Origin of the sequence: Streptomyces albipurpureus, assembly GCF_023701525.1 — a bacterium.
GTDB lineage: Bacteria > Actinomycetota > Actinomycetes > Streptomycetales > Streptomycetaceae > Streptomyces > Streptomyces albipurpureus.
Window position 1 is genome coordinate 45,544 of the sequence record NZ_JAMQAW010000006.1, and the last position, 20,459, is coordinate 66,002.

Annotated in this window: 15 protein-coding genes; 4 read left to right on the forward strand and 11 right to left on the reverse strand. The window is 68.4% G+C overall.

What is annotated here, in order from left to right; all coding sequences use genetic code 11:
• Positions 1–175 precede the first annotated feature (175 nt).
• Together NBG84_RS05360 and NBG84_RS05365 are read right to left on the reverse strand one after the other, a co-directional pair.
• Complete coding sequence (locus NBG84_RS05360) at positions 176–2,980, reverse strand: putative bifunctional diguanylate cyclase/phosphodiesterase (RefSeq protein ID WP_250918103.1); 2,805 nt, start codon at positions 2,978–2,980, stop codon at positions 176–178.
• A 620-nt stretch (positions 2,981–3,600) separates the two neighbouring features.
• Positions 3,601–4,548, reverse strand: a complete 948-nt coding sequence (locus NBG84_RS05365) for a 2-hydroxyacid dehydrogenase (RefSeq protein ID WP_250918104.1) — start codon at positions 4,546–4,548, stop codon at positions 3,601–3,603.
• Positions 4,549–4,638: 90 nt separating this feature from the next.
• Here NBG84_RS05365 and NBG84_RS05370 point away from each other — a divergent pair, with 90 nt between their 5' ends.
• The 3 genes from NBG84_RS05370 to NBG84_RS05380 all read left to right on the forward strand — a co-directional run bounded on the left by NBG84_RS05370 (position 4,639) and on the right by NBG84_RS05380 (position 7,262).
• On the forward strand, positions 4,639–5,679 hold the full coding sequence (locus tag NBG84_RS05370; protein ID WP_250918105.1) for an aldo/keto reductase: 1,041 nt from the start codon (positions 4,639–4,641) through the stop codon (positions 5,677–5,679).
• Between the two features lie 111 nt (positions 5,680–5,790).
• The gene (locus tag NBG84_RS05375; protein WP_425608573.1) at positions 5,791–6,969 is read left to right on the forward strand and encodes a PQQ-dependent sugar dehydrogenase; all 1,179 of its coding nucleotides are present in this window, start codon (positions 5,791–5,793) and stop codon (positions 6,967–6,969) included.
• A gap of 14 nt (positions 6,970–6,983) precedes the next feature.
• On the forward strand, positions 6,984–7,262 hold the full coding sequence (locus NBG84_RS05380; RefSeq protein ID WP_250918107.1) for a DUF6191 domain-containing protein: 279 nt from the start codon (positions 6,984–6,986) through the stop codon (positions 7,260–7,262).
• A gap of 457 nt (positions 7,263–7,719) precedes the next feature.
• Here the strand turns inward: NBG84_RS05380 and NBG84_RS05385 are convergent, their stop codons facing one another.
• The 6 genes from NBG84_RS05385 to NBG84_RS05410 form a co-directional block, all read right to left on the reverse strand.
• Complete coding sequence (locus NBG84_RS05385) at positions 7,720–10,806, reverse strand: helix-turn-helix transcriptional regulator (protein ID WP_250918108.1); 3,087 nt, start codon at positions 10,804–10,806, stop codon at positions 7,720–7,722.
• A 64-nt stretch (positions 10,807–10,870) separates the two neighbouring features.
• Positions 10,871–11,041: a hypothetical protein gene (locus tag NBG84_RS05390; protein ID WP_250918109.1), complete on the reverse strand. Its 171-nt coding sequence runs from the start codon at positions 11,039–11,041 to the stop codon at positions 10,871–10,873.
• Positions 11,042–11,358: 317 nt separating this feature from the next.
• A complete protein-coding gene (locus NBG84_RS05395) occupies positions 11,359–12,159 on the reverse strand; it encodes a GNAT family N-acetyltransferase (protein ID WP_250918110.1) in 801 nt (266 codons plus the stop codon).
• A gap of 67 nt (positions 12,160–12,226) precedes the next feature.
• Positions 12,227–12,835, reverse strand: a complete 609-nt coding sequence (locus tag NBG84_RS05400; protein WP_250918111.1) for a hypothetical protein — start codon at positions 12,833–12,835, stop codon at positions 12,227–12,229.
• Positions 12,836–12,955: 120 nt separating this feature from the next.
• A complete protein-coding gene (locus NBG84_RS05405) occupies positions 12,956–13,534 on the reverse strand; it encodes a GNAT family N-acetyltransferase (protein ID WP_250918112.1) in 579 nt (192 codons plus the stop codon).
• A 46-nt stretch (positions 13,535–13,580) separates the two neighbouring features.
• Complete coding sequence (locus NBG84_RS05410; protein ID WP_250918113.1) at positions 13,581–15,812, reverse strand: MMPL family transporter; 2,232 nt, start codon at positions 15,810–15,812, stop codon at positions 13,581–13,583.
• Positions 15,813–16,124: 312 nt separating this feature from the next.
• On the opposite strand from NBG84_RS05410, the gene NBG84_RS05415 reads away from it, so the two are divergent.
• Complete coding sequence (locus tag NBG84_RS05415) at positions 16,125–17,024, forward strand: hypothetical protein (RefSeq protein WP_308312011.1); 900 nt, start codon at positions 16,125–16,127, stop codon at positions 17,022–17,024.
• A 177-nt stretch (positions 17,025–17,201) separates the two neighbouring features.
• Here the strand turns inward: NBG84_RS05415 and gatB are convergent, their stop codons facing one another.
• The 3 genes from gatB to gatA are packed head-to-tail and all read right to left on the reverse strand — an operon-like array spanning position 17,202 to position 20,459.
• Complete coding sequence (gene gatB / locus NBG84_RS05420) at positions 17,202–18,713, reverse strand: Asp-tRNA(Asn)/Glu-tRNA(Gln) amidotransferase subunit GatB (RefSeq protein ID WP_250918115.1); 1,512 nt, start codon at positions 18,711–18,713, stop codon at positions 17,202–17,204.
• Between the two features lie 16 nt (positions 18,714–18,729).
• Entirely contained in the window at positions 18,730–18,969 is a 240-nt protein-coding gene (locus tag NBG84_RS05425; RefSeq protein ID WP_250918116.1) for a hypothetical protein, read from the reverse strand.
• On the reverse strand, positions 18,966–20,459 hold the full coding sequence (gene gatA / locus NBG84_RS05430) for an Asp-tRNA(Asn)/Glu-tRNA(Gln) amidotransferase subunit GatA (RefSeq protein ID WP_250918117.1): 1,494 nt from the start codon (positions 20,457–20,459) through the stop codon (positions 18,966–18,968). The genes NBG84_RS05425 and gatA overlap by 4 nt, the downstream gene beginning before the upstream one ends.

Below are 20,459 nucleotides of genomic sequence, written 5' to 3' on the forward strand. Positions count from 1 at the left end.
GCCTGGAACCTGTATCGGTACAACAAAAAACCCCCCGTGCCGTGAGGCAAGCGAGGGGAGCGCGTCGGGAGGAGTCTGCGGGGCCTTATCGAGGCTCCGCTCAGCCGACGCGCTTTCCAAGTACGAGAATTCGGGTGCGCATGGCACAGACCCTCCCTCTCGCGTGGTGGGACTGTCAAGCGGGTGGGACACGCGTCTCACTATTTGAACCAGTGTGTGGGTTCAATGAGCCACCGGCGAGAACGGGCAGGGCGATCCCGCCTGGCAGCGGGAAGTCATCGCGGACCAGCGCTCGCCTCAGTCGATACTCGTCCAGCGGCCCGGCGAAGGCCATCCCCTGGCCATGAGTGCAACCCATGGCACGCAGGGCGAGCACCTGCTCCGGGGCGTCCACCCCATCCGCGACGGACTGAAGCCCGAGGTCGCCCGCGATCCTCAGCAATCCGCTGGTGATCTTGTGCAGTCGAGCGGATTCCACGATGCCTTCGATCAATCCCCGATCGAGTTTCAACATATCGACGGGGAGTTTGCGCAGGGCGTTGATGGCCGCGTGCCCGCTGCCGAAACCATCCAGCGCGATCCGTACCCCGAGCCTGCGCAGCGTGATAAGTCGCTCCTCCAGATCGTCGAAGGAAATCCGCGGATCGCTGTCCGCCAGTTCGATGATGAGGGCGCCGGAGGGCAGGCCGTGCCGGGTGAGCAGGGCCTCCACCGTCCCGCCCGGCAGGGAGCGGTCCAGTAGGCGGCGAGCCGACAGCCGCACCGAGACGGGCACCCGGTGGCCGAGCCGATCCCGCTCGGCGGCCTGCTCCACCGCCTCCTCCAGCAGCCAGCGGCCGAGCTCAGCCGAACGGTCACCGTCGTCGGTCGAGCGCAGAAACTCGGCGGGGGTGAACAGCATCCCCTGGGCCGAGCGCCAGCGGGCCTGGGCGGCGACGGCCTCGATACGGCCGGTGGCGAGATTGACCACGGGCTGGTGGAGCAGCGCGAACTCTCCGTCGTGCAGGGCAGTGCGCAGCCGCGCGGCCAATTCCGTACGTCGGACGACCTCGGCCTGCATCTGCGGTACGTACAACTCGACACGGTCCTTGCCAGCCGCCTTGGCGCGGTACATGGCGAGGTCGGCGTTGCGCATGAGGTCGGTGGGGGTGATGCCCACCTCGGCGAAGGCGACTCCGATCGAGGCGGCGACCCGAACGTCATTGCCGTCGACGCGGTAGGGCTGGGAGAGCGTGAGCCGCAGACGATCGGCGATCTCGGCGACGTGGCCTTCGCGTGTGGCCTGGTCGGCACCGCCGTCGCCGATGATCAGGGCGGCGAACTCGTCGCCGCCGAGTCGAGCCGCGGTGTCCCCGGCCCGTACCGAGTCGGCGAGCCGTCCGGCGGCTTGGACCAGCAGTTCATCGCCCGCTTGATGACCAAGACGGTCATTGACGCCTTTGAAGCCGTCGAGGTCGATGAAGAGGACCGCGGTGCCTCGATCACTGGATCGTCTCCCCGTCAGGGCCTGCCGGACCCGGTCGGTGAAGAGGGCCCGGTTGGGGAGGTCGGTCAGGGGATCGTGCTCCGCGCTGTGCTGGAGCTGAGCCTGGAGGCGCACACGTTCGGTGACATCGCGGCTGTTGAAGATCAGGCCGCCCTGATGGCGATTGACCGTGGACTCCACATTGAGCCACTCCCCGCTACCGGACCTGAAGCGGCACTCGATGCGGGTGGTGGGCTCTTCCGACGGAGGAGCGGTCAGGAATCGACGGACTTCCCGGATGACCCGGCCCAGGTCCTCGGGGTGGATGAGCGTGGCCAGCTCGGAGCCGATCAGCTCATCGGCCTCCCGCCCGTAGACACCCGATGCGGCGGGGCTCACATATCTCAGGACGCCCGTGGGAGCGGCGATCATGATGACATCGCTGGAGCCCTGGACGAGCGAGCGGAAGTGGTTCTCCTTCTGGGCCAGCTCATGGGTGAGCGCGATGTTGTCCACGAGCATGATGCCCTGTCGCACCACCAGGGCGAGGACGACCGTACAGCCGGTGAGAACGACGACTCGGTCGACCGTTCGCCCTTCGACAACGTTGTAGAGAATGCCCAAAGTGCAGACCGCGGCGGCCAGATACGGGGTGAGGGCGGCGAGCGAGCCGGCGACCGGGCTGCTGGGGCGCGGCGCTCTCGGGGGTCGCAGGGACTCGACCGGACGGCGAGCGCCCCAGGGGGCGTACGCGAGGAGCAGCGAGCCGGCGAACCAGCCCGCGTCGAGCAACTGCCCCGAGCGATAGCTCTCCCGCAGCAGGGGAGAGGTGAATAACGTGTCGCACAGAACGGTCAGGGCGAGCGCCGCGATGGCGGTGTTGACCGCGGAGCGATTGGTGGCCGAGCGCCTGAAGTGCAGGGCGAGAACCATGCTCACCAGCACGATGTCCAACAGTGGATACGCGAGCGAAAGCGCGGCGGGGGCCACGCTCTCGCCCTGGACGCGAGTGGTGTGGGCGAGCGCGAGGCTCCAGGAGAGGGTCAACAGGGAACCGCCGATCAACCAGGCGTCCAGACCGAGGCAGACCCAGCCGGCTCTGCTGACCGGACGCTTGGCGAGCACCAGCAACCCGACGATGGCGGGCGGTGCGAAGCAGAGGAAGAAGAGGTCGGCGATGGACGGGCTGGGCACCTCGCGATCCAGCACCACCTCGTACCATCCCCAGACGGCGTTGCCCGCCGAGGCCATCAGCGAGGAGAGCGCGAAGAGCAACCACGCGGGGCGCAGTCGGGGTGGGCTGGTCCGTGCGTAGAGGAAGCACGAGACGGCGGCGACGAGCGCCCCGGCACTGAGGCCGAAGTCACCCATGATGAGGGCGAGTTCGGGAGAGCCCCAACCGAGAGCCGCGCCCACTCCGTAGCCGGCGCAGATGAGGGCGAGGATGAATTGGGCGACTACTCCAGTGCCGTTGGGGGCGGGCTCGTGGGCCACCACTGCCCCCGGGGCGCTCACCGGGCCGCTCCTTGTGGTGAGCACGCCTCCGGGAACCGGTGGGTGGCGAGGAGAGGGCGCCTCGCCGGCGTGGCGGGCGCATGGGGCGCGGCCGTTGCCGCAGTCGGCGCGGGGAGGGCTCGGCCGTGGGCGATGCGGGCCGCCGATGTCGCTGCGGTGAGCCGGAACGACGACGGGGGTGACTTCGCAGCGGTGGGGAACGTTGAAGTGGGTGGGGCCGTGCTGGGCCGGATCGTCGAGGCTGGCCTAGGAGGCATGGAAACGGGAACTGTAGTCGTGGTGGCGCTGGGTTCTGGAGCGTGCGAGGGTCGTCGTTGACGTCCTCGCCTCATGGGATCTTGGGTCCACTGGCCATGCATCGCCCGTCGCCCCCCTCAAAAGTCTGATTGGCAGTCAGGTCGCGCTACTGCACCGCCCCTTGCCCGGCGCAGTCCCCGGTCCGGACGATACACCAGAATTGTCACTCAGGGACATAGTCCCTCTACTCTGAGTGACCATCAATCGCCATCTCGGCGCGCGGAGCGATTGGTTGACTTCACCGCGTTTACCCAGCGCACCAGGTGCTTCCGACGATCGCCCCGCCGAGCTCCGCACCGGGCCGCATAGAGCCCCACCAGGGGCTATTCCGTAGTCAGCACAACATTGCCCAAGGGTTCCCCGGCCGCGAAAGCGGTGATCTGCGCCGCCAGCAGTCGTTTGGCGCGCGGCAGAAACGCCGAGGTGGAGCCGCCGACATGAGGGCTGATGAGCACCCCGGGGGCATGCCACAGAGGATGGCCCGGGGGCAGCGGCTCGGGGTCGGTGACATCGAGGGCGGCGGTGATACGACCGCTTTCCACCTCTGCCAGCAGGGCTTTCGTGTCGATGACCGGCCCTCTTGCGACATTCACCAGCACGGCTCCGTCCTTCATACGGGCCAGGAACTCGGCATTCACCAGCCCCTTGGTGTCCTCGGTGAGGGGGGTCGAAAGGATCACCGCATCGGCGTGCGGGAGCAGAGAGTGCACTTCGGTGAGTGGGCGCACTTCACCGCGCGCCGTAGTGCGGGCAGAGCGCGCGATGCGTGATACCCGCGCGCACTCAAAGGGCGCGAGCCGGTCTTCAATCGCTGCCCCGATCGATCCGTAGCCGATGATGAGGACCGACTTGTCGGCGAGCGCGGGATAGAAACCGGATCGCCACTCCTCCTTGTCCTGGCCGCGGACGAAACCGGGGATGCCTCTGAGGGACGCGAGGAGGAGGGTCAGCGCCAGTTCAGCGGTGGAGGCGTCATGGACGCCTTTGGCGTTGCAGAGGCGTACGCCGGGGTGGAGTGCGGCAAGGCCCGGCTCGACATGGTCGATCCCGGCGGAAAGGGTCTGGATGACCTGCACTGATGTCATCTCGGGGACCGGGACAAGCGCGATTTCGGGCTGGAGGTAGGGCACGGTGTAGAAGATGCAGTCCGCCGGATCGGCGGGAAGCTGAGCGCCGCCGTTCCAGAACCGGTAGGTGAAACCGGAGTCGGCGGCGGAGGGCAGACCCTCGATTTCGTCGACCGGTATGGAGAGCCATACGTCTGAAGTCATGGTCACGAGGCTAGTCGGCGACAGCCTGAGCGGAGATCAGCGGTCCGCATTGGCTAGTTTGGGGGGCGGCTGAGGGAGGGGTACGGGCAGTTGGAGCGCAGGACGATCGGTGCGACAGCGCTGGCGGTAGGCGCGGTCGGGCTGGGGTGTATGCCGATGCACTGGGGCTACACCGCGTCCCAACGGCGGGGCGAGCAGTCACTGCGTACGGTGCACGCCGCCTTGGACGCGGGGGCCGTGCTCCTGGACACCGCGGATATGTACGGGCCGTTCACCAATGAACTGCTCATCGGCAGGGTGCTGCGGGAACGGCGGCGGGACGCCTTCGTTTCGACCAAGGTCGGGCTGCTGGTGGGGGATCGGCATGTGGTCGCCAACGGTCACCCCGCGTACATCAGACGGGCGTGTGATGCCTCGCTGCGGCGGCTCCAGGCAGATGTGATCGACCTCTACCAGCTGCACCGCGTCGATCCGGAGGTTCCGGTCGAGGAGACCTGGGGCGCGATGGCGGATCTGGTGGGCGCGGGCAAGGTACGGGCGCTGGGGGTGTGTGCCATGGGTCCACACGGGGCGGGGACGGGTGCTCCTGCCGGGCATGTCCGGGCGGGTGCGTCTGCCGGACCTGCCGCGGGTGCGCACGCCGGAACGATCCGGCAGTTGGAGCGGATGCAGCAGGTGTTCCCGGTGAGCACGGTGCAGGCGGAGTTGTCGGTCTGGTCGTCAAAGGCCCTGGAGCTGTTGCTGCCGTGGTGTGCGGCGCGCGGGGTGGGATTCCTCGCCGCGATGCCGCTCGGGAACGGCTTTCTGACGGGGACGCTGACGCCGGGACAGGGGTTCGAGCCGGACGACATCAGGGCCAGGCACCCGAGGTTCACCGCGGAGATGATGGCGGCGAACCAGCCCGTGGTGGCTGGCCTGCGACGGATAGCGGAGCGCCACCGGCCGGGCACCACCCCGGCACAGGTGGCGCTGGCGTGGGTGTTGGAGCAGGGGCGGTACGTGGTGGCGGTGCCGGGGGCCAAACGGGCGGAGTGGGCGGTGGAGAACGCGGCAGCGGCGGACTTGCGGCTATCGACGCGTGATCTGGACGAGATCGCTCGGCTACCGCGGGCGCGCGGTTCCTGGGACTGAGGCAGCGGAACCGGGGATCACTTCGGACGGTCCGAACGGGAACCTCTGGACGGCGAGCGGTGTAAGAAGGGTAGTGAGACTGCTCAAAGAGCTGTCGAAGGGATCAGAACTGTGCAACGTCCTGGTGTGACGACCGTGCTGGCCGCCCTGGTGGCGCTGCTGGCCACTGGGTGCTCCTCGGATGGCGATGGGAAGCTGTTCGACGAACTGAAGGAGTCGTCGTCGTCCTCCGCCTCGGCTTCAGCCGGTGCCCCGCGGAGCAGCCCCTCAGCGCCGATACGGCCCGCGCCACCGGCAAAGGGCTCGGTGAAGGTGGTGTCCACGCTCACGGAGGGGCTGAAGTCCCCGTGGGGGGCCGCGACCCTGCCCGGCGGAGACCTGCTGGTCGCCTCGCGCGATGAGGGCACGATCACCCGGGTCGACACCAAGACCGGGAAGCAGATCGCGGTGGGCTCGGTGCCTGGGGTCTCCCCCGGCGGCGAAGGCGGATTGCTGGGTCTTGCGATCTCTCCGACGTTCGCCTCGGACCGATCGGTCTATGTGTACTTCACGACCGAGTCGGACAACCGCATCGCACGCATGCTCTTCGATGAGGACAAGCCCGCCGGGCAGCAGCTGGGCGCACCGGACACCATCCTCAGGGACATCCCCAAGGGGGTCGTCCACAACGGCGGACGGATTGCGTTCGGTCCGGACAAGATGCTCTACGCGGGCACGGGCGAGGTGGGTGAGACGGGGCTGTCCCAGGACAGGACCTCATTGGCCGGCAAGATCCTTCGGATGACCCCGGACGGGCAGCCAGCCCCGGGCAATCCGGATGCCGACTCCCTGGTCTACTCCCTGGGCCATCGCAATGTGCAGGGTCTGGCCTGGGACTCCGAGAAGCGGCTGTGGGCAGCCGAATTCGGTCAGAACACCTGGGACGAGCTGAATCTGATCAAGCCGGGGAAGAACTACGGCTGGCCGGAGGCCGAGGGCAAGGCCGGTAAGGCGGGGTTTGTGGACCCCGTGGCCCAGTGGCGTACGGCTGAGGCGTCCCCCAGCGGTATCGCCTATGCCGAGGGCTCCATCTGGATGGCGGGGCTGGGAGGGGAACGGCTCTGGCGCATTCCGCTGGCGGGCGAGGAACCTTCGGCCGATCCCCAGTCGTTCCTCCAGGACAAGTACGGCCGACTGCGCACGGTCGTGGCAACCGGCGGCTCTCAGATCCTGTTGGTCACCAGCGAGACCGACACCCGGGGCACACCCGGGCCAGGGGACGACAAGATCCTCCGGCTAGAGGTGAAGTAGGAGGTGCGATCTCGATGTTCAACGCACTGGATGAGTTCTTCGCTCCGGGCAGCAAACACACGGACGAAGAGCGCAACCGCCTGGCGCTGACGAGGACCGATGTCGGAGAGAGCGACCCGTCGCGCGGCCCCATAGATCTGGCCTCGGGCAAGGTGACCGTGCGCGGTGCTGCGGCACCCCTCACCACGGATGGGTCCACCGCCTCGGGCGAGTGCCCTGCCCTTGCCGAGAAACCGCCACTGGCAGCGGTGCTTCCCCCGGTCCCCCGGGTGCATCGCAGCGAGAGGGACTAGCAGCGAGACGGTGTAACGGGGTGCGCTGACGACGCTGGCCCGGCGGACTCTCGCGCCGGGGGTCGGGCACGGCGGGGCGGGTGCGCGCTGGAATCGCCAGGCCCGGGAGTCGGGGTTGCAGGTCCCACGGGCGGGCGGCGGCGTGGATGTACCTCGGGAGCTGATGGGCCGCCCTGGGTGGGGCTTCACCCATGGGGGCTTTGTCCGCAGATGGGGCTTCACGGGGGACCAGCAGGGCGACGACAGGTGACAGACCCGGGTTTGTCTATCGCGCCCGCCAAATGGCGCCCCAGCATCGCGACGGCCCGGGGACGCCACAGGAAGTCGGCGGGTCGACGGACCGGCCACGGACCGGCCAGGCCAGGTCAGGTCAGGTCAGGTCAGGTCAGGTCAGGTCAGGTCAGGTCAGGTCAGGTCAGGTCAGGTCAGGGGAAGGGAGGGGCGGGCAGTGGCCCCGTCAAGGGGAGGGCTGCTCCTCGGGGAGGGCGGGAAAGAGGCGCAGACGGTGGGCGAGGGCGGCTGCTTCTACCCGCCCCGAGACGCCGAGCTTGGCCAGGATGTTGGAGACATGAACACTCGCGGTCTTCGGGGATATATACAGTGCGGCCGCAATCTGACGGTTGCTTCGACCCGCCGCTACCAGGCGTAGGACGTCTTCCTCCCGAGGGGTGAGTCCGAATGCCGGGCCAGGGGCCGGGCTCGTCGGAGCAGCGGAGGAAACCTTGGCGGGACGGGTGAGCGAGATCCGGGCCCGTTGGGCCAGGAGAGCGATCTGCTGGGACAAGGGACGCGCTCCCAGAGTGCGGGCCGTCTCATCCGCTTGTCTCAGTAGTTCCGTGGCACCGGGACGGTCCGATGAGACAAATGCTTCCGCTCTGCGCAACCGAACCGTCGCCCGTTCGTGCGGAAGGTCCAACTGCTCAAAGGCAGCGAGCGGCTCGATCCACGCCTCGGCGGTGTCGCGACCCTGCGCACGCAACAACTCAACCCGAACCCAACTGTCGTAGGCCCTCCACACCGATGCCCCTGTGGTGAGACTCCTGGCCACCCCGCTCATCAGGTCCAAGGCCTCGGAGCGGCCATGTTCCGCGGCGGGCAGACCCCGTGTGTCAGCCTCCAGTTCGGCCACGACGCGCAGCAGGGGCCAGGCATAGCGCTGAACGCCCGGCGGGAACCCTGCCTCCACGGCCTGGCGAAACTGCCTTCTGGCATCCAGGACCCGCCCCTGGGCCGCTGCGATGGCGATCTCAATGGTGTCGAGCCTCAAGGAGCTGTGGAGCAGCGGGTCATGGGTCCCGAAGTGGCTTCGGGCGGCCTGGAGATACTCCGCCGCCTTGTCCGTATCGCCCTGCCCCAGGGCGAGGTCGCTCAGTCGGGTGGCGGCGTACCCCCGGGGCTTGGGGCTCAGGGCGATGCGCAGTGCCCGCTCGGCCACCGGGCGTATCTCATCCCATCGTCCGAGCGAGTAGTAGGACTCGGCGAGGTTGCCCAGCACCCATGCCTCGGTGTCGAGCATCCGGTAGTGGCGGCAGAGCTCAAGTCCTTCGAGAAGGACGTCCACGGCTTCCCGGGAGCGGCCCACGCCCTCCAAGGCGGAGGGCAGATTGATGTGGGCGGAGGCGATGAGCGAGGGAAGGTCCAGGGTGACGGCCCGCTCTTTGACCCGGTGCATCTCGGCGAATCCCTCGTCATGGTCCCCCGCGTCGACCAGGAGTCCGCCGAGGGCGAGCCGGGCGAGCAGTTCGTTCTCCTCCTCCCCCACCATCCGGGCGTAGGCGACGGCCCGCTCGGCGTCTACCAGGGCGTCCGGCCCCGAAGGCCGCAGCCGGGCCCAGTTGGCCGTGGCGGCGAGGACTTCCGCGTGGGCGGCGGACGGGGGTAGTCCGTGTACCAGTTCCTTGGCCTCGTGGAGTTCGCCGAGGCCGTCGCTCCGCCCCAGGGCCGATACCAGTCGTGAGCGTTGGACCGCGAACCAGGACGCGCGCAGGGGGTCGTCGTCCGACTGGGCGAGCCGCTGTCCGCGCTTGGCTATCTTCAGGGCCCGCTCCCGCTCACCGCAGAGCCGGCCGGCGACGGTGGCCTCTGCCATCAGGTCGATGAAGCGCAGCGGGGTGGTGGCGGGATCGCTGATGCTCGGCGCCCACTGCCTGATGTAGTCAAGAGGCCGCAGGGTGGACGGCAGGGACTCGGGAACAGCGTCCCAGAGCTCCATGGCCCGCTCCAGGAGGCGTAGTTGTTCGGCGTAGGCGTGGCGCCGCCATGCTTCGACGGAGGCGCTGAGCACCGCGGGTAGTGCCTTCGCCGGGACATGTGCGTGATACCAGTAGCTGGCGAGGCGCATGGCCCGCTCCTCGTCCCGTACGAGGAGCGGTTCGGCCTCCAGAACCTCGGCGTACCGCCGGTTGATGCGGGAGCGCTCGCCGGGCGCTAGATCGTCGCTGACGGCCTCGCGGACGAGGGAGTGCCGGAAGCGGTAGCCGTCACCGTCGGAGGTGGCCAGCAGAATGTTCGCGCCGACAGCGGCTCGCAGTGCTTCGATCAGGTCGTCCTCGGGGAGGCGGGCGACGGCGCTGAGCAGTCCGTGTTCCACCGTCGAGCAGCCTTCGGCGAGGATGCGGACGGCTCGCTGTGCCTCTTCCGGCAGTGCTTCGACGCGAACGAGCAGGATGTCGCGCAGTGAGCTGGTGAGTCCGCTGCGGCAGTTCTCGGTGATGCTGCAGGCCAGTTCCTCGACGAAGAAGGCGTTTCCGTCGGAGCGTTCAAAGATCTGGTCGACCATCTCGGGCTCGGGCTCAGCGGCCAGGATGCCGGCGAGCTGCCGCTGGACCTCGCCGCGGTTGAACCGGGTCAGTTCGATCCGCTGCACCGTGCGCATCCGATCGAGCTCGGCCAGCAGCGGTCGGAGCGGATGACGGCGGTGGACATCGTCGGAACGATAGGTGGCGATGACGACCAGTCGCCCTCGACGCAGGGTGCGGAAGAGGTAGGAGAGCAGATTGCGGGTGGAGGTGTCCGCCCAGTGCAGGTCTTCCAGCACCAGGACGACCGTACGGTCGGTGGCCATGCGCTCCAAGAGCCGTGCGGTCAGCTCGAAGAGGCGGGCCATGCCCTCTTCATCCCGTCGATCCGCTTCGCCGCTGGGGCGCATGGCCAGCTCCGGTAGGAGCCTGGCCAGTTCTTCTTCCTGTCCGGCCGCTGCCGAGGCCAGTTCCTGCGGCAGTTGGCGGTTGAGGGCGCGAAGCGCGGTGGAGAAGGGCGCGAACGGCAGTCCGTCCGCGCCTATTTCGACACAGCCGCCCATGGCGACGACGGCATCGCGGCGGCAGGCGACGGTCTGCAGTTCCTCCAGGAGGCGGGTCTTGCCGACTCCCGCCTCACCCCCGACCAGCAGTGCCTGCGGCGCTCCGGGAGATGTGCTCCCGGGGTCGCCACCGGCGCGGACCAGGGCGTCGGTGAGAGCCGACAGCTCTTGGGCCCGCCCCACGAACACCGGACTGATAGACCTGTTCTCCACATCGCCGAGCATCGCACAGTGCTCTGACATCGTGTTTCCACAAATCGGCCCGCCGGGGAGCGCTGTCGGCTCGGGGACGGTTGTCAGCATCGGGTCAGGCCACCTGGACGAATTCCTCGCCGGGGCCTCTCACCCGACCCGCCCCTGCCGTGGTCTTGCGACTCGCGGCACGGCGGGCCCGACGCGCCTCCCGGGCGAGCCGGTGGGCCGCCGCCGCCTCGATCAGATCGGCGCTGCGGATTTCCTGAAGTCGGTACGCGAACATCTCATCCTCCGTGGTGTGGGATCTCCTGGTGTCCCACCCAATCTCGCCTCCCGGAGGGGTCCACCGCATCGGGCTGCTTCCCCATCTTCGGTGCGATGGGGGCCTTAGGAACCGTCGTGGGAGGCCTTAGGCCATGCCCTCGGGTAGGCGCGCCGAAGGTCGGAGGTCCTGTGCGTACCCGGGGTGCGGAGGGGGAAACGAGCTGGTCCCGGGCCTACCGACGAGGCCGAAGTGGTCCACGAGGCATCGTGGCAGCTCCTCAGAGGCAGTCAGGAGCAGCGTGGGAGGTGCTGTGGGGTCAGGTCGACGGCCCGGGCTCAGGACCGGGCCGGGGACCGCGGCCCGGAGGGCATCTCATAGCCGTACGGGGTGGTCGTGGTCAGCGGTGCGAATCCCAGGCGCTGGAGGATGGGGCGGCTCTGATCGGACGCGTCGACCTGGAGGAAGCGGGCGCCGCGCGCTGCCGCGACCCGGGCGCGATGGGCGACCAAGGCACGGTAGACGCCCCGACCGCGCCATTCCGGCAGGGTGCCGCCGCCCCAGAGTCCGGCGAACTTGGTGCCCGGTCGCATCTCCAGCCGGGCTCCGCTGATCGGTCGGCCGTCCGCCATCGCGACCGTCATGGTGACAGTGTCCTGTCCCAACTGCCCCAGTAGCCGCTCTTTGAGCCAGGGGGATCGGGTAGCGAAGGCGCGCTCATTGACATCGATCATGAGGTCCACCCCGGCTGGTGTGGTGACCTCGTCCAAGGTGATGCCGTCGGGGAGCACGGCCTCGGTGGCCAGTGCGTCGGCCGGCGCGACCATCAGCGTCTCCGTGGGCTCCGGAAGGAAACCAGCCCTGAGCAGCCGATCGCCGAGGTCCCCCGGCTCATCATGGCCGTACAGCTTCCATTCGAAGGAATGGCCCAGTGCGGTGAAGTGCCGCGTCTGCTCGGCGATGGCCGCGTCGGCCGTGTCTCGATCGAGGCCGGACCAGATGACCCCGTTCCAGTCGCTGTCGGCGCCGGTCTGACGGACCACGTCGCCGACTCGTTCGACCCGTGTTCCGGGCCCGTCCGGCGGTGCCTCCCGGCGCAGCTGACGGTCGAACAGGCGCAGGAGATCATCGTGGTCCATGCGCACAGTCGAACATCACCGCCCGGTGCCACGCCACCACATTGCGGGGCGCGGCCGGGCGACGGCCTTAGGAACCGGCTTCGGGCGTCGGCAGGATGAGGTCGAAGTACATACCGATCGAGATCAGCAGTCCGATGCCGCCGAGCACGGCTCCGGCCAGGCCGAAGGCCCGTACCCACGTCGGTTTGCCCGGCCGGGTGAGCACGGCCGCGCCGATGACGACGGCGAGCAGCGCGAACATGCCGTTGAACAGTGCCGTGGTGTGCCAGGCGTCGCTGTAGAGGGCGGAGATCCGATCCGCCATGGTCGCGTCCTGCGGGGTCTTGATCTGTCCCAGGAGGGTCTGCCGTTCGGCAGCGACCCGGCCCGCCCAGCCACCGCTGAGGCCCACGACACCGAGACCGGTCGCCACCATGCCCGCGGCCGCGGACAGCAGCCCGGAAGAGCCCGCGACACCCTGCTCGTCGTCCTCGTCGTGATCCCCCGCGTCGGAATCGACCTCAGCGTCGACATCAGCGGCCGTGCCGTCCTGGTCGGCCGGGGCGGACTTGTCCAGACTCGTCGCGGTCTGGGTCTCGGGGCTGGCCGGCTCCTGCGTACTCTGCTCTGCGGGCTTTCCATCAGTCGGCTGGGCGGCCGGCGTGCCGTCTGTCTTGTCGGTGTCCGTGGGGTTCATAGGGCGCACGCTAGGCGTCCTATCTGAGAGTCCCCTTAACGCGGCAGATCCGCGGCCTGCCAGGGTACGGGAAGTGCCGATTCGCCCCTTCAGCCGCTGCGTGCGTCGGACCGTAGTTCTTTAGCCGCTGCGTGCGTCGGACCGCAGTCGCCGCCACTCGGGCGCCAGCACCGACCACATCTCCATGTCGTGGCGCACCCCTCGGTACGGATAGGACTCCCGGAGCGCACCTTCCCGGGTCAGACCCAGCCGCCGCGCCACCTTGATGCTCGCGCCGTTCCCGGATGAGACCACCCATTCGACCCGGTGGATCCCCCGCTCATCTACCGCCCAGTCGATGAGCAGTCGGACGGCCTGGGTGATCAGGCCGCGGCCCACTGCGGACGGTTCGAGCCAGCAACCCACCTCGCAGTTGCCCATCGCCGCGTCGAAGGTGCGGAACATCACCCCGCCGACCAGGGTGTCAGCCAGCCAGATGCCATAGATCCGGCCGCTGTCACCGGCCTGCTTGTCGGCGTAGGAACGCAGGAAGGAGTGCGCCGAAGGGGGATCGGTGACGACATCGGGGAGACCGATATAGGTGCCGACGTACTCCCTGCCCCGGTCCATATGGGCGAGGAACTCGTCGGCCTGCCAGGGTTCCAGGGGGCGCAACTTCGCCGTCTCATCGCCTGGGGTCTCCAGCGGGAGAGCAAACATGCCGGGTCTTTCCTGTCGGGGCGGCGGGGGGATGGGGCTGGGAGCGCTACGGAACGAGTTGTTCCTCGTCACTCGGGTGGCGCTGGAAGACCGGTGTCGACGCCTCCGCGCTCCGGGGCTCCACGGTGATCTTCGGTAGCCGCCGGTCCAGCCAACCCGGTAGCCACCAGTTCGCGCGGCCGAGCATATGCATCAGCGCGGGCACGAGAAGGGTACGCAGGACGAAGGCGTCCAGCGCGACCGCGGCGGCGAGGGCGATGCCGAACATGGCGATGACCCGGTCTCCGCTGAGGACGAAGGCGAGAAAGACGGAGATCATGATCACTGCGGCGGAGTTGATCACGCGGCTGGTCTCGGCGAGGCCGACCCGTACGGCCCGCCGGTTGTCGCCCGTCTCCAGCCACTCCTCGTACATCCGGCTGACCAGGAAGACCTGGTAGTCCATGGAGAGGCCGAAGAGCACCGAAACCATGATCACTGGCAGGAAGGGTTCGATCGGCCCGCCCGGGCCGAGGCCGAGCAGTTCGCTCCCCCATCCCCACTGGAAGATCGCCACGACGACGCCGAAGGAGGAGGCGACGGCGGCCACATTCATCGCGGCGGCCTTGAGGGGGATTCCGATGGAGCGGAAGGCGACGAGCAGCAGAAGACAGCCGAGGGCGATGACCACACCGACGAAGAGGGGCAGTTTGCCCACGATGATCTCGGCGAAGTCGTCGTAGCCCGCGGTCACGCCACCGATGTGCACCTTCAGGGAGCCGCCGTCCAGGGCGGCGGGCACCAGGTCGTCCCTTAGTCGGTCGACGAGCTCACTGGTGGACTTCGACTGGGGCGACGATTCCGGTACGACGGTGAGAACCGCCGTGTCGCCGCTGGCGTTGTAGGTGACAGGGCCCACCGACGCGATGCCTTCCGCACCTCGCAGGGCCTCGGGCAACCGGTCCATCGTGAGCCGGTCAGCGCCGCTGTCGGGGCGGGAGACCAGGGTGAGCGGACCGTTGACCCCGGGACCGAAGCCGCCCTCACCGCCTTGCTCGGGGCCGCCGCTGGCCAGCAGGTCGTACGCCTGGCGGGTGGTGGAGGTGGCGGGGTTGTTGCCCTGGTCGGAGGTGCCGAGGTGGAGTGAGAAGGTCGGCAGCGCCAGTACGGCCATCACCGCGACGGCGACCAGGGCCAACAGCTTGGGCCGACGCTCCACGAAGGCGGACCATCGCGCGGCGAAACCGGTCGGTAGTTCGGGTTCCGGTCCACGCTCGGCAAGCCGTCGGCGTTCGCGACCGCTGAGCGCGCGCATACCGATGAAGGAGAGCAGGGCGGGCAGCAGGGTCACCGCGGCGGCGACGGTGAGGACGACGGTGAGGCTGGCGGCGATCGCCACCCCGTTGAGGAAGTCGAGCCGCAGTATGAGCATCCCGAGCAGGGCGATGCAGACGGTGGCACCGGCGAAGACCACAGCGCGGCCGGTGGTGGTGACCGCCTCCCGGGCGGCGTCAGGCACCGTGAGCCCGGCCCGCAGTCCCTTGCGGTGCCGGGTCACGATGAAGAGGGCGTAGTCGATGCCGACGCCGAGGCCGATGAGCAGTCCGAGCATGGGGGCGAAGTCGGCGACGGTCATCACATGGCCGAGCAGCACGATGCCCGCATATGCCGTGCCGACGGAGACCAAGGCGGTGGCGATGGGCAGCAGGCTGGCAGCCAACGAGCCGAAGGCGAGGAAGAGCACCAGCGCGGCGACGGCCACCCCGACCGTCTCCGCCAGATGCCCCGAGGGTGCTTCCATCGGCCCGATGGCCGTTCCGCCCAGCTCCACCTGGACGCCACCGCCGCGGGCGGCCTGGGCCGTCTGCACGACCTGCTCGACATGCTGGTCGGGGACGGCGCCGGAGCGCTGGTCAAAGGTGACGGTGGCATAGGCGGTACGCCCGTCGGGGCTGATCTGAGCGGCTCCCGCGGCCTGGTAGGGGCCGGTGACATCCGCGACCGAGTCCAGGGCGGCGACTGAATCCAGGGTCCCCGACATCCGCTGTTGGACCTCGGTGGCCCGAACACTGCCCGTTTCGGTGTGCCAGACGATGGTGCCGGTGTCACCGCTGAGGGCGGGGAAGCCGTCGGCGAGGAGTTCGGCTGCCCGGCCCGATTCGGTGCCGGGGACTTCGTAGTCGTTGGAGTAGGTCGTTCCGGCGGCGACCGCGGCAGCCCCCACACCCGCGCACATGAATACCCACAGCAGCACGGTGACGAGTCGGTGCCTGATGCACCACCGGGCGATGACTGCCAACGGACTGCTCCCTGGGTGGTTCCTGGGCCTTTGAACGGAAACAGCGCGCAAAGAACACATGACCTACGGGTTCACTCTGACAGTCAACCGTGATCCTTTGCCCCTTTGGACACCTTTCGTGGGCTTACTCACAGAGGCAGGAGAGACAGAAGGGAAAACTGCGGCGATGAAGGACGGGAATCCTCGATCGCCTGTATTTATCCGGCTCGGCGATCACTCTTGACTTCAACATGACAGAGATCGTCCCTGGCTGACGGTAAAGGGCCTTTTGCCTAGCGGGCGTTGTCAGAGGTGGCTGGCACGATGGATGACATGGAGACCTCGGGGGGCAATCGACCGATCCTCAGTCCGGGCGAAGCCGCCGAGTTCGCCGTGGCGCTCTTCGAAGCGCCCGGGAGCTATCTGGGATACGACCCGGTGCCGGTGCTCGTCCATGAGCCAAATGCCATGCTTCGGACCCGGCGTGAGTCCTTCCGCAAGGTGTACGGGGCGATAGTCGACCGGATCGGGGAGCCCACGCTCTACGGTGGGTCGGCTTCCGGTCCCCATATCCGCTGGCGGGATCCCGAGCGCATCGTTCTGCTCGCCGGAAACCACCATCAAGCACAGCTATCGGTCCATCGCACCGGCCCCCTGGAGTCCGAGGAGATGCGGATCTTCGAGTGGGGTGGGGCCTGGTCAGCCGATGAGCCCCATGACTTCGATCTCCTGCCCTATATCTGGCAGCTGGACCGCAGCGGGCCGGGCGAGCCGCCACCCGAACGGACCGGTGGCCGGATGGCCTCAAGTCTCGGTCACTTCGAGAGCGCCCTGACCCTGATGCTCAGCGCCTGGGTGGAGCAGCTCTCCGTCCAGGTCGGCGGGGACTGGGCGGGGTTCTCCCTGACCAGTGGTGTCGACCGGGGCCGCCAGATCCATGTCTCCTACGCGCTGGGCGAAGGGCTGCAGGTGTCGGTGGACGATCGGGACGGTGAGGACAGCCCGGAGCGGGCCAGCATGATGCGGCAGCGCGGCTGGCAGTCCCGAGACCGGGGCTGGTGGCAGGCGGAGTTCCCGGAGCCTGAGCGGGCCGAGTCCGCGGAGGTGGCGCGGCTGGCGATAGCGGAGCTCAGGGCCAGGGGCACTCGTGAGCCCAAGGATGTGCGGGCCCGCGATGTGAGCTGCAAGGACCGCGGTGAACTGCTCCTCCCCGGTCTGGGGGTACGGCACTAGGCGTACTGCCCTGAGGGGTTGGGGACGCGGCTGGCGGCGGAGTTCAGCCATCACCACCGCTCGCCCAGGACGTCGGGGCGATCACGGCAGCACGCCGAACGGGACCGGGCCCTGCCGCACTACTCAAGGCGGCAAGGCCCAGTCGGGTCACAGCTGTGCGGGGTCGCCCGGAGGGGCTCAGCCCTCGGAGACGCCGAGCTTCTCCAGGATCAGTTCCTTGACCCGGGCCGCGTCCGCCTGACCACGGGTGGCCTTCATGACCGCGCCCACCAGCGCGCCCACGGCCGCCACCTTGCCGCCGCGGATCTTGTCCGCGATGGCCGCGTTGGAGGCGATCGCCTCTTCGACGGCGGTGCCCAGCGCGCCATCGTCCGAGACGACCTTCAGACCGCGCTTGTCCACGACGGTGTCGGGGTCGCCCTCGCCCGCGAGCACGCCCTCGATGACCTGCCGTGCCAGCTTGTCGTTGAGATCACCGGACGCCACCAGTGCGGTAACCCGGGCGACCTGCGCCGGGCTGATCGGCAGCTCGTCGAGCGCACGGCCGGACTCATTGGCGTTACGGGAGAGCTCTCCCATCCACCACTTGCGAGCCTGGTCGGCCGGAGCGCCGGCGTCGGTCGTGGCCACGATCAGATCGACCGCACCCGCGTTCAGGATCGACTGCATGTCGTGCTCGGAGATGCCCCACTCTTCGCGGAGCCGCTTGCGGTGCAGACGCGGCAGCTCGGGCAGTCCCGCCCGCAGCTCCTCCACCCACTCACGCGAGGGGGCGACGGGCACGAGGTCGGGCTCCGGGAAGTACCGGTAGTCCTCCGCGTTGTCCTTGATGCGGCCGGAAGTCGTGGAGCCGTCCTCCTCGTGGAAGTGACGGGTCTCCTGGACGATCGTGCCGCCGGATTCCAGTACGGCGGCATGCCGCTGGATCTCGAACCTGGCGGCGCGCTCCACGCTCCGCAGCGAGTTGACGTTCTTCGTCTCGCTGCGGGTACCGAACTTCTCCACACCGTGCCGGCGCAGTGAGAGGTTGACGTCGCACCGCATCTGGCCCTTGTCCATCCGGGCCTCGGAGACTCCGAGGGCCTTGATGAGCTCGCGCAGCTCGGCGACATACGCCTTGGCGACCTCCGGGGCCCGCTCGCCAGCGCCCTCGATGGGCTTGGTGACGATCTCGATGAGCGGGATGCCGGCGCGGTTGTAGTCCAGCAGGGAGTGGGACGCGCCGTGGATACGGCCGGTGGCACCGCCGACATGGGTCGACTTGCCGGTGTCCTCCTCCATGTGGGCGCGCTCGATCTCCACCCGGAAGATCTCGCCGTCCTCCAGTTGGACGTCCAGATAACCGTTGAAGGCGATCGGTTCGTCGTACTGGGAGGTCTGGAAGTTCTTCGGCATGTCCGGGTAGAAGTAGTTCTTCCGGGCGAAGCGGCACCACTCGGCGATCTCGCAGTTGAGCGCGAGACCAATCTTGATGGCGGACTCGACGCCGATCGAGTTAACGACCGGGAGCGAGCCGGGCAGGCCGAGGCAGATGGGACAGGTCTGTGAGTTGGGCTCGGCGCCCAGCTCGGTGGAGCAGCCGCAGAACATCTTGGTCCGCGTGCCCAGCTCGACATGGACCTCAAGGCCCATGACGGGGTCGTACCCGGCGAGAGCCGCCTCGTACGACACCAGTTCAGTGACGGTCACAGTGAAACTTTCCCTCTCAGCCGAACAGGACGTCGTCGTCGCCGATGCGCTTGAGTTCACGCAGCAGCAGGGCGACGCCGGTGACGATGGCGGCGGCGGAGATCGCGGCGTCGATGAGCCGGAGTGTGTCGTGCTCGCTGCGGGCCTTCCTCGCCTGCTTGAGCACGCTCACCGCGCCGAACGCGGTGGTTCCGATCGTCAGATACGTCCCGGTCTTCGACTTCTTGAAGCCCTTGGCCTTGGTCAGTGCGCTCATAGTGACGGTGCCTCCTCAAGCAGCGGATGACCCCACTTTTCCACGAAGGCGGCCTCGACGGCGGCGCCGACCTTGTAGAGGCGGTCGTCCTTCATGGCCGGGGCGATGATCTGCAGTCCGACCGGGAGGTTGTCCTCCGGAGCCAGCCCGCACGGCAGGGACATCGCCGCGTTGCCGGCCAGGTTGGTCGGGATGGTGCACAGGTCGGCCAGGTACATCGCCATCGGGTCGTCCGCACGCTCACCGATGGGGAAGGCCGTGGTCGGAGTGGTCGGTGAGACGATCACATCGACCTGCTCGAACGCCTTGTCGAAGTCCTGCTTGATCAGCGTACGGACCTTCTGGGCGCTGCCGTAGTACGCGTCGTAGTAGCCGGAGCTCAGCGCGTACGTACCGAGGATGATCCGCCGCTTGACCTCGTCGCCGAAGCCGGCTTCGCGGGTCAGCGCGGTGACCTCCTCGGCCGACTTCGTACCGTCGTCACCGACCCGCAGGCCGTAGCGCATGGCGTCGAAGCGGGCGAGGTTCGATGAGCACTCGGACGGCGCGATCAGGTAGTACGCGGAGAGGGCGAGGTCGAAGGAGGGGCAGTCCAGCTCGACGATCTCGGCGCCCAGTGCCTTCAGCAGCTCGACCGACTCATCGAAGCGCTGAATCACTCCGGCCTGGTAGCCCTCGCCCCGGAACTGCCGCACCACTCCCACGCGCATGCCCGCCACGCTGCCGTTGCGGGCGGCTTCGACCACCGGCGGGACCGGGGCGTCGATGGAGGTGGAGTCGAGCGGGTCGTGCCCGGCGATGACCTCGTGCAGCAGCGCCGCGTCCAGGACCGTACGGGCGCAGGGGCCGCCCTGGTCGAGGGAGGACGAGAAGGCGACCATGCCGTAGCGGGAGACCCCGCCGTAGGTCGGCTTGACGCCGACCGTGCCGGTGACGGCCGCGGGCTGTCGGATGGAACCGCCGGTGTCGGTGCCGATGGCGAGCGGCGCCTCGTACGAGGCGAGGGCGGCGCTGGAGCCACCGCCGGAGCCACCGGGGATACGGGTCAGGTCCCAGGGGTTGCCCGTGGGGCCGTAGGCGCTGTTCTCGGTGGAGGACCCCATGGCGAACTCGTCCATGTTGGTCTTGCCGAGGATGACGACATCGGCCTCCTTGAGCTTGCGCGTCACGGTGGCGTCATACGGCGGAATCCAACCCTCAAGGATCTTGGAGCCAACCGTTGTCGGGATGCCCTCGGTGGTGAAGATGTCCTTCAGGGCGAGCGGGACACCGGCGAGGGGGCCGAGCTGCTGACCCGCGGCACGCTTGGCGTCGACGGCCCGAGCCTGTGCGAGGGCACCCTCACGGTCGATGTGCAGGAAGGCGTGCACCTTCTCGTCGATGGCGTCGATCCGGGCCAGGTGGGCCTCGGTGACCTCGACGGCCGTCAGTTCACCCGCGGCGATCTTCGCGGCGATCTCGGCCGCGGTGAGCTTGATGATGTCCGTCAT